Origin of the sequence: Paeniroseomonas aquatica, from assembly GCF_030409335.1 — a bacterium.
GTDB classification, from domain to species: Bacteria; Pseudomonadota; Alphaproteobacteria; order Acetobacterales; family Acetobacteraceae; genus Belnapia; species Belnapia aquatica.
Window position 1 is genome coordinate 1 of the sequence record NZ_JAUFPN010000159.1, and the last position, 6,710, is coordinate 6,710.

At 65.9% G+C, this 6,710-nt stretch carries 8 protein-coding genes and 1 pseudogene; 8 read left to right on the forward strand and 1 reads right to left on the reverse strand.

The window, feature by feature from the left end; translation table 11 throughout:
* The 6 genes from QWZ14_RS16800 to QWZ14_RS16825 form a co-directional block, all read left to right on the forward strand.
* A partial coding sequence (locus QWZ14_RS16800) for a YncE family protein (protein ID WP_408903701.1) occupies positions 1 to 657 on the forward strand: 657 nt, incomplete at its 5' end.
* 58 nt (positions 658 to 715) lie between these two features.
* Complete coding sequence (locus tag QWZ14_RS16805) at positions 716 to 1,243, forward strand: RNA polymerase sigma factor (RefSeq protein WP_290317924.1); 528 nt, start codon at positions 716 to 718, stop codon at positions 1,241 to 1,243.
* The gene (locus tag QWZ14_RS16810; RefSeq protein ID WP_290317925.1) at positions 1,240 to 2,025 is read left to right on the forward strand and encodes an anti-sigma factor family protein; all 786 of its coding nucleotides are present in this window, start codon (positions 1,240 to 1,242) and stop codon (positions 2,023 to 2,025) included. The genes QWZ14_RS16805 and QWZ14_RS16810 overlap by 4 nt, the downstream gene beginning before the upstream one ends.
* Before the next feature lie 397 nt (positions 2,026 to 2,422).
* On the forward strand, positions 2,423 to 3,568 hold the full coding sequence (locus tag QWZ14_RS16815) for a YeiH family protein (protein ID WP_290317926.1): 1,146 nt from the start codon (positions 2,423 to 2,425) through the stop codon (positions 3,566 to 3,568).
* Positions 3,565 to 4,509: a LysR family transcriptional regulator gene (locus tag QWZ14_RS16820; protein ID WP_290317927.1), complete on the forward strand. Its 945-nt coding sequence runs from the start codon at positions 3,565 to 3,567 to the stop codon at positions 4,507 to 4,509. The genes QWZ14_RS16815 and QWZ14_RS16820 overlap by 4 nt, the downstream gene beginning before the upstream one ends.
* Before the next feature lie 66 nt (positions 4,510 to 4,575).
* Positions 4,576 to 4,725 carry a hypothetical protein gene (locus tag QWZ14_RS16825; RefSeq protein WP_290317928.1) on the forward strand — a complete coding sequence of 50 codons (150 nt, stop codon included), beginning with the start codon at positions 4,576 to 4,578 and terminating at the stop codon, positions 4,723 to 4,725.
* A 499-nt stretch (positions 4,726 to 5,224) separates the two neighbouring features.
* Here the strand turns inward: QWZ14_RS16825 and QWZ14_RS16830 are convergent, their stop codons facing one another.
* Positions 5,225 to 6,007: a hypothetical protein gene (locus QWZ14_RS16830; RefSeq protein WP_290317929.1), complete on the reverse strand. Its 783-nt coding sequence runs from the start codon at positions 6,005 to 6,007 to the stop codon at positions 5,225 to 5,227.
* 293 nt (positions 6,008 to 6,300) lie between these two features.
* Between QWZ14_RS16830 and QWZ14_RS16835 the strand changes: the two are divergent.
* Positions 6,301 to 6,420: pseudogene (locus tag QWZ14_RS16835) on the forward strand (transposase); the annotation flags it as partial.
* On the forward strand, positions 6,394 to 6,705 hold the full coding sequence (locus tag QWZ14_RS32020; RefSeq protein WP_353959318.1) for a helix-turn-helix domain-containing protein: 312 nt from the start codon (positions 6,394 to 6,396) through the stop codon (positions 6,703 to 6,705). The pseudogene QWZ14_RS16835 and the gene QWZ14_RS32020, both read left to right, overlap by 27 nt.
* The last annotated feature ends 5 nt before the right edge of the window (positions 6,706 to 6,710 follow it).

Sequence of the window (6,710 nt, forward strand, 5' to 3'; positions counted from 1 at the left end):
TCAGCCTACGTCACCGTGGGCGGGTTGAACGAGGTGAAGGTGCTGCGGACAGACGACTTCTCCCCTGTTGCCACCATTCCGGTCGGCAAGCTGCCGCACGGGCTTTGGCCGTCCGGCGACGGCAGCCGGATATATGTAGGGCTGGAGAATGCTGACGCGCTCGCGGTGATCGACACCGCGACGAACACGGTGATCGGCAACGTCCCGGTCGGGCAGGCGCCGCAGGCGCTGGCCTATGTGCCGGATGCGGTGCCGGAGGGCGAAGGCCGTGCCAACCTCCAGCCGCTGGGTCTGGCCGGCCAGACCGTGCATTTGAGCCTGAGTGCGCCCGCCCATCCCGGCATGCCGACGAGCGTCTCGCTCTTCGATCAGGGGCTGACCCAGGTGCTGCAGGCCGCCGTCACCGGCCTCGAGCCGGGCAAGCCCTATGCGCTGGCCCTGTCGAACCATGCTGACGGGCACGGCACGCTGCAGCCGCTGGCCGCCTTCATGACCAATCCTGCCGGCTCGGCCATCGTGAACACGGTGGGCCCGATCCGGCAGGTGCTGGGGAACGGCGCGGCGGCGCGCGGGGCGCAGCCGGCACGGCGCTACCTCGTCATCGCCCCCGGCGGTGTGAATGGGCTGGGTGCCCCCGTGCAGGTACAGCAGCACTGATGCGGTGGGCCCGCCCCTGTGCCGGGCGGGCCCTGCCCCCGATCGGGAAGCTCTCCGAATGAACGACATGGCGCAGCTCATCGAGCCGCTGATCCCCGCCCTGCGCCGTTATGCCCGTGCCCTCATGCGCGACCGCAGCGCCGCCGACGATCTCGTGCAGGACGGGCTGGAACGGGCCATCGGCCGGTGGCACCAGCGCCGGGCCGACGGCAACGCGCGCAGCTGGCTCTTCGCCATCGTGCACAACCTGGCCCTCAACCGGATCCGCCAATCCAGCCGGCGCGGCAGGCATCTGCCGCCGGAGGACGCCGACGCCGTCGGCTCCGTCCCTCCGGCCCAGGAGCATGGTTTGCAGCACCGCGACCTGCTGCGTGCCTTGGAGAGCCTACCGGAGGAGCAGCGCAGCGTGGTCCTGCTCGTATCCGTCGAGGATCTTTCCTATGTCGAGGTGGCCGAGGTGTTGAAGATTCCCATCGGCACGGTGATGTCGAGGCTGTCCCGCGGGCGGGAAAGGCTGCGGCAGGCCATGGAGGGCGTAGCCAAGGCCGAACCGGTTGGCGCCTCTCATCTCAGGAGGGTTAAATGAGCACGCGCCCGGTCACCGAGGAGGATCTGCACGGGCTGGTGGACCTCGCGCTCGATGCGTCGCGCCAGGTGGAGGTGGAGAGCTATCTCGCCCTGCATCCCGAGGTGGCGGCACGCGTCGCGGACTATCGCAGCCAAAGGGCTGCCCTGCGCGAGGCGCTGGCACCCGTCGCGCAGGAACCCCTGCCGCCCGAGTTGGGGATCGGGCGGCTGATCGCGGCGCGCCACCACCCCGCCCTGGCTGGTTGGCGCGTGGCCGCGGCCGCCCTGCTGATGCTCGGCCTCGGAGGAGCTGGCGGCTGGGGCCTGCACGGGCTGACGACGTCGGACGCCCAGGCACACACCCAGGGTATCGCGGCCTTGTCGCAGCAGGCAACGGACAGCTACGCGACCTATGTCGCCGATCGCCAGCGCCCGGTGGAGTTGCGCGCGGACAGCCGGGCCGAGCTCGTCGCCTGGGCATCGGACCGGCTCGGCCGTCCGGTCGCGCTGCCCGACCTGTCGGCCTCCGGCTACCGGTTGATGGGTGGGCGGGTGGTCCCGACGCCGCAGGGCCCGGCCGCGATGTTCATGTTCGACGACGATCGTGGCACGCGTCTGGTGCTGCTCACGCGTGGAATGGCCATGGATCGGGACACGCCGATGGCGCATCGCGCGCAAGGTCCGGTCGGGGCCTTCACCTGGGCATCGGAGGGGAACGGCTACAGCCTGGTCGGTGCCCTGCCAGCGGCGGCGCTGCACCCGCTGGCCGACGCGGTCCGGCGCCAGATGGGGCGGGTCTGAGCGGCCCTGGCCGGGCGACCTCCCCAGCGCCGACCGGGCCGCGGCGCCAGCACCCTCCGCGGCTGCCCGGGCAGGTGCTGCATGGTCCGGCTCGTGCGAGCGAAAGCCGACGCAGCTTGGCCGGGCGGCAGCCGAAGAGTGTCCCGAACGGCCCGCTGCACCTGGTGAGATGCCGGTCAGGTGACGGCGCTGCCTGAGACTCCCGCATCCGTCACCGACGCCATCGCCGCTGGCATCCGGGGAGGACGCCAGGACGGTTGCCGCAGGCCTTGACCGCTATCAGGGGCGCTCCGCAGCTCAGACCGATCGCAATTTTCGATTGATTCCAGCGTCGTCCTGCGTTGGTAAGATGGGTCGGCACAGGCCAGGTTGCGGCCATCAGACCGAAGGCCGCACCATGGCAGACCTCGCCCTTCCACACCGTTCCGTCCCGAACCTTCCAGTGCCGCCCACGGCATCCGCCAGGCCGTCGCTGCCCCATACGCTGGCCGACAGCGCCACGCGCGTGCTGCCCGGCCTGCTTCTGTGCGCCGCCGTCACCCTGGCCGCCATGGCCCTGCAGGCGGCCGAGGAGGTGATGTTCGGCCGGGCCTGGCTGGAGGCGCTGGTGCTGGCCATCCTAATCGGCACCGCGGTCCGCACCGCCTGGACGCCCGGCGCGCGCTGGCATGCGGGCGTCGCCTTCGCGGCCAAGACGCTGCTCGAGGTCGCTGTCGTACTGCTGGGCGCATCGCTGAGCCTGGGGACGATCATGGCGGCGGGGCCGGGCCTCCTGGCGGGGATCGCGGGCGTCGTGGCAGTCGCCATCCTGCTCAGCTACGGCATCGGCCGTGCGCTGCGGCTGCCGCGGCGCATGGCGGTGCTGGTGGCGTGCGGCAACTCGATCTGCGGCAACTCGGCCATCGCCGCCGTGGCGCCGGTGATCGGTGCGGACAGCGAGGACGTCGCCTCCTCCATCGCCTTCACCGCCGTGCTGGGCGTCATCGTCGTGCTGGCACTGCCGCTGCTGGTGCCGCTGTTGCACATGACGGGGCTGCAATACGGGGTGTTGGCCGGGCTGACCGTCTATGCCGTGCCGCAGGTGCTGGCGGCCACGGCGCCCATCGGGGCCGTCGCGGTCCAGATCGGCACCCTGGTCAAGCTGGTGCGGGTGCTGATGCTCGCGCCGGTGGTGCTGTGCCTGTCCCTGGTCGCAAGCCGCCTGCGGGAGGAGGCGGACGAGCCGCAGCCGCATCTGACCGCCGGGGACCGACCGATGCCTGGCCGCATCGCCGTCCACCACCTAGTGCCGTGGTTCATCCTGGGCTTCCTGGCCATGGCCGGCCTGCGCTCGGCCGGGCTGATTCCGGCGGCGGCGCTGGGACCGGTCGGCAGCGTCGCCACCGTGCTGACGGTGCTGTCCATGGCGGCACTCGGGCTGCGCGTGGACGTGCGGGTGGTGGCGCGGGCCGGGATGCGCGTCGTGGTGGCGGTCACGGCGTCGCTGCTGGTGCTGGGCATCGTCAGCCTGGGGCTGATCCGGGCACTGGGCATCGCGGGATGACGCTGGAGCAGCTCCGTGTCTTCGTGGCCGTCGCCGAGCGGCAGCACGTCACGCAGGCGGCCCGCGCGCTCAACCTCGCTCAGTCCGCCGCCAGTGCCGCTATCGCCGCGCTGGAGGGCCAGCACGCCACGCGGCTGTTCCACCGCGTCGGCCGCGGGATAGAGCTTACCGAGGCCGGGCGGGTGTTCTTGGGCGAGGCGCGCGCCGTGCTGGCCCGGGCCGCGGCGGCGGAGCTGACCCTGGCCGAGCTGGGCGGCCTCGTGCGCGGGACCCTGACGGTCCACGCGAGCCAGACGATCTCCAGCTACTGGCTGCCGCGTCACCTTGTGGCGTTCCGCCTGGCGCATCCCGGGGTCGAGGTCCGGCTGACGGTCGGCAACACGCTCCAGGTCGCGGGTGCCGTGCATGACGGCACCGCGGAGCTGGGGTTCGTCGAGGGCGCGGTGAACGACCCCGCGCTGGACAGCACGACCGTCGCGCGCGACCGGCTGGTCATCGTCGTGGCGCCGGGGCACCCCTGGGCCGCAAGGGGGACGGGGCGCGATGCCCTCACGCCCGCTGAGCTGGGTGACAGCCCCTGGGTGCTGCGGGAACTCGGCTCCGGCACCCGGTCCGCCTTCGAGGCCGTGCTGGAAGGGTTAGGCCTCCTGCCGCAGCAACTGCAGGTCGTGCTGGAGTTGCCGACCAATGAGGCCGTGCGGGCCGCGGTGGAGGCCGGGGCGGGCGCCACGGCGCTGTCGGCCTCTGTCGTCGCGGGCGGCATTGAGGCCGGGTTGCTGGTGCAGGCTGGGTTCGAGCTGCCCGACCGCGACTTCCATGTGCTGCGACACCGCGAACGCTACCGCAGCCGGGCCGCCGGCGCCCTGATGGACGTCATCACGGAAAATGCGCCCGCCCATCCCCTGATGCTGACAGGGCGCAGGACAATTACCGGCAAGTAGTCGTTGAAAGCCGGGCTGTTGTCATGCGCCTGTTCCCGTGTTGCCTGACCGATGCGGCGCCATCATTTGCTACACGGTCCATCTTCCAAGGGCGCGCCCTTCGCTGCGGCGGCACTCGAGCACGACATCCACGTCTTGGTCTCGCCTGGCGGCACGCGCGACGGGCGCTTCCTGCCGAACGGCATCCGCTGGGTTGTCGAGCGGCTGTTTGCCTAGCTCAGCCGCTACCGGCGGCTCAACATCGTCTACGACCGCGCCGCCGACCTCTTTGCCGGGCATATCTGGATTGCGATGATCTCAATCATCTCACGGCAGATCGTCGCCCAAACCCAAGCGCAATGGGGAGTTATTCGCGTACAGCGTTTAAGCTACTCGCCCCTGCTCCGTGCACCAACGCCCATCCGCATCGCATGCTTTGTCAAACGGCTTGGGGTTAATATGCCCAGTCTGCTGATTCACGCAGTACGTTGCTGTATTGCCAACCGATGTGCATAACAGCAGTGGTGTGATCACGTCACTACGCGTTACGCCGCCCTGGCATTCTTCATGTTCCACAATACGGAATAAATACGCTGAAACACGCACCACCAATGCTACGCCTACGTATATCAAATCGTCAGGCATCTTTACAGCCGCGCCGATGTGACGGGGGAAACCGGCACGAAGCTCACCGGTTCCCCGCCGTGGACGATCCTTTTTGTAATAGAGTCAACAATTAATAATACCAGATGCCTGTTGCATTGAAGTTGGCGATGACCTGCGCTGCAATCGTATCCCAATCTACAACTTCAGCAATAACTGGTGTTTCGGACTGGGGAACTGATACGATCGAATCTCCAGCAGTAGGCATAGCTGCAACATTAGCGAGGCCCGAGACCGTCTCTATCATGCCGGGCATAAGCTGATCCGCAACACGCAGAGCATCGGAAGATCCCATGTGACGACTGTTGTTATAGCCATCGCCATCCATGGCAATGCCATTCATGGCATTGCTATCGAACCTTGCATTGAACGTACCGTCTGATGACAGCTGCCACATCCCATTCTGGATAGCTTGTAGGCTGCCATCCTGAAAGGTGGGGAAAGGAACATAGGTGAAAACATATGGCGTGGTATCAGCACCCTGCTCAAATGCCGAGCGGACCAATGCAGCATCAGCCCGAACTTCCGAGACCCATTGACCGGTGCTTACACCAGGAGTTTCTCCGTCAAATTCATTGTGGATCCACAGCGTAATTGTCGGATTATCTCGGATGTCTGCCGTCTGTCCCTTAATAAAAGATACGAGATCTTGTTGCTTCCCGTCAGTATCCCAATTAAGGAAAGCAGAACCGGAATAGATGCTGTTTACTTGATTGCTGTGGCTCTCAACGATATGAATATCAACATTATTAAGAGCGGCTTCGAGCCGCTGCTCTAACCTCGCAGCACCACCGTAGTCCACAAACCGTTCGGCATTGCTCTGACCGCGAACGAGAACATTGACATCAGAAGCCATCGTTTTTCCTAACACGAATAAACTTATAGTAGAAAGCTACATATCAACGGGAAGCGTTTTCGGATTAACGACCACAACCCCGTGAACTAATGTCCATGACTGCATTTGAAAAACAACTCAACCAAAAATTTCTATTGGTGCCTGCTTATTGGTTTATATTTTGTTTTTTTATACACTAGAGGTTATGGTTTTCATTTGAGGTATTATGGCTTTTTTAAGTCATCTTTGATATATCAGTCGGAACGCGGCACGATTGTGGTGCAGAGTGCCAGTTATTCATTGTTAGCTGTTTGGTCGCGCGACAGTATCGCGGGCAGCTTGGCAAACAGGACAACTGCCAGGTTGCCGTCAGCCTCTCGATCGCGAACGACCATGCCAGCCTGCCAGTGGGTTATCGGCTTTACCTACCGCAGGCCAGGGCCAGGGCCACCTGGCGGCTGGTCGATCTCTGCCGGATCATCTGGGAACGCTTCGGCGTACGCTATGATGAGAGCGGGCTGGGCAAGTTGCTGCACCGGCTGGACCTGTCCTGGCAGACGCCGTGGCCACGCCATGCCGAAACCGACCCCGCCGCTCAGGAGCGGTTCAAAAAAAGGGCTTCGCGGGCGCCCTCACGCAAATCACAGCCGACGACCCCGAGGCTGAGCGGATCGAGGTCTGGTTTCAGATGCTATGGGGGCGGACACCGCCTGGGCTGAGTGTT

Bases quoted from the DNA above. Each gene is read 5' to 3' on its own strand.
- QWZ14_RS16805 (WP_290317924.1), top strand. From the start codon at position 716: ATGAACGACATGGCGCAGCTCATCGAGCCGCTGATCCCCGCCCTGCGC.
- QWZ14_RS16810 (WP_290317925.1), top strand. From the start codon at position 1,240: ATGAGCACGCGCCCGGTCACCGAGGAGGATCTGCACGGGCTGGTGGAC.
- QWZ14_RS16815 (WP_290317926.1), top strand. From the start codon at position 2,423: ATGGCAGACCTCGCCCTTCCACACCGTTCCGTCCCGAACCTTCCAGTG.
- QWZ14_RS16820 (WP_290317927.1), top strand. From the start codon at position 3,565: ATGACGCTGGAGCAGCTCCGTGTCTTCGTGGCCGTCGCCGAGCGGCAG.
- QWZ14_RS16830 (WP_290317929.1), bottom strand. From the start codon at position 6,007: ATGGCTTCTGATGTCAATGTTCTCGTTCGCGGTCAGAGCAATGCCGAA.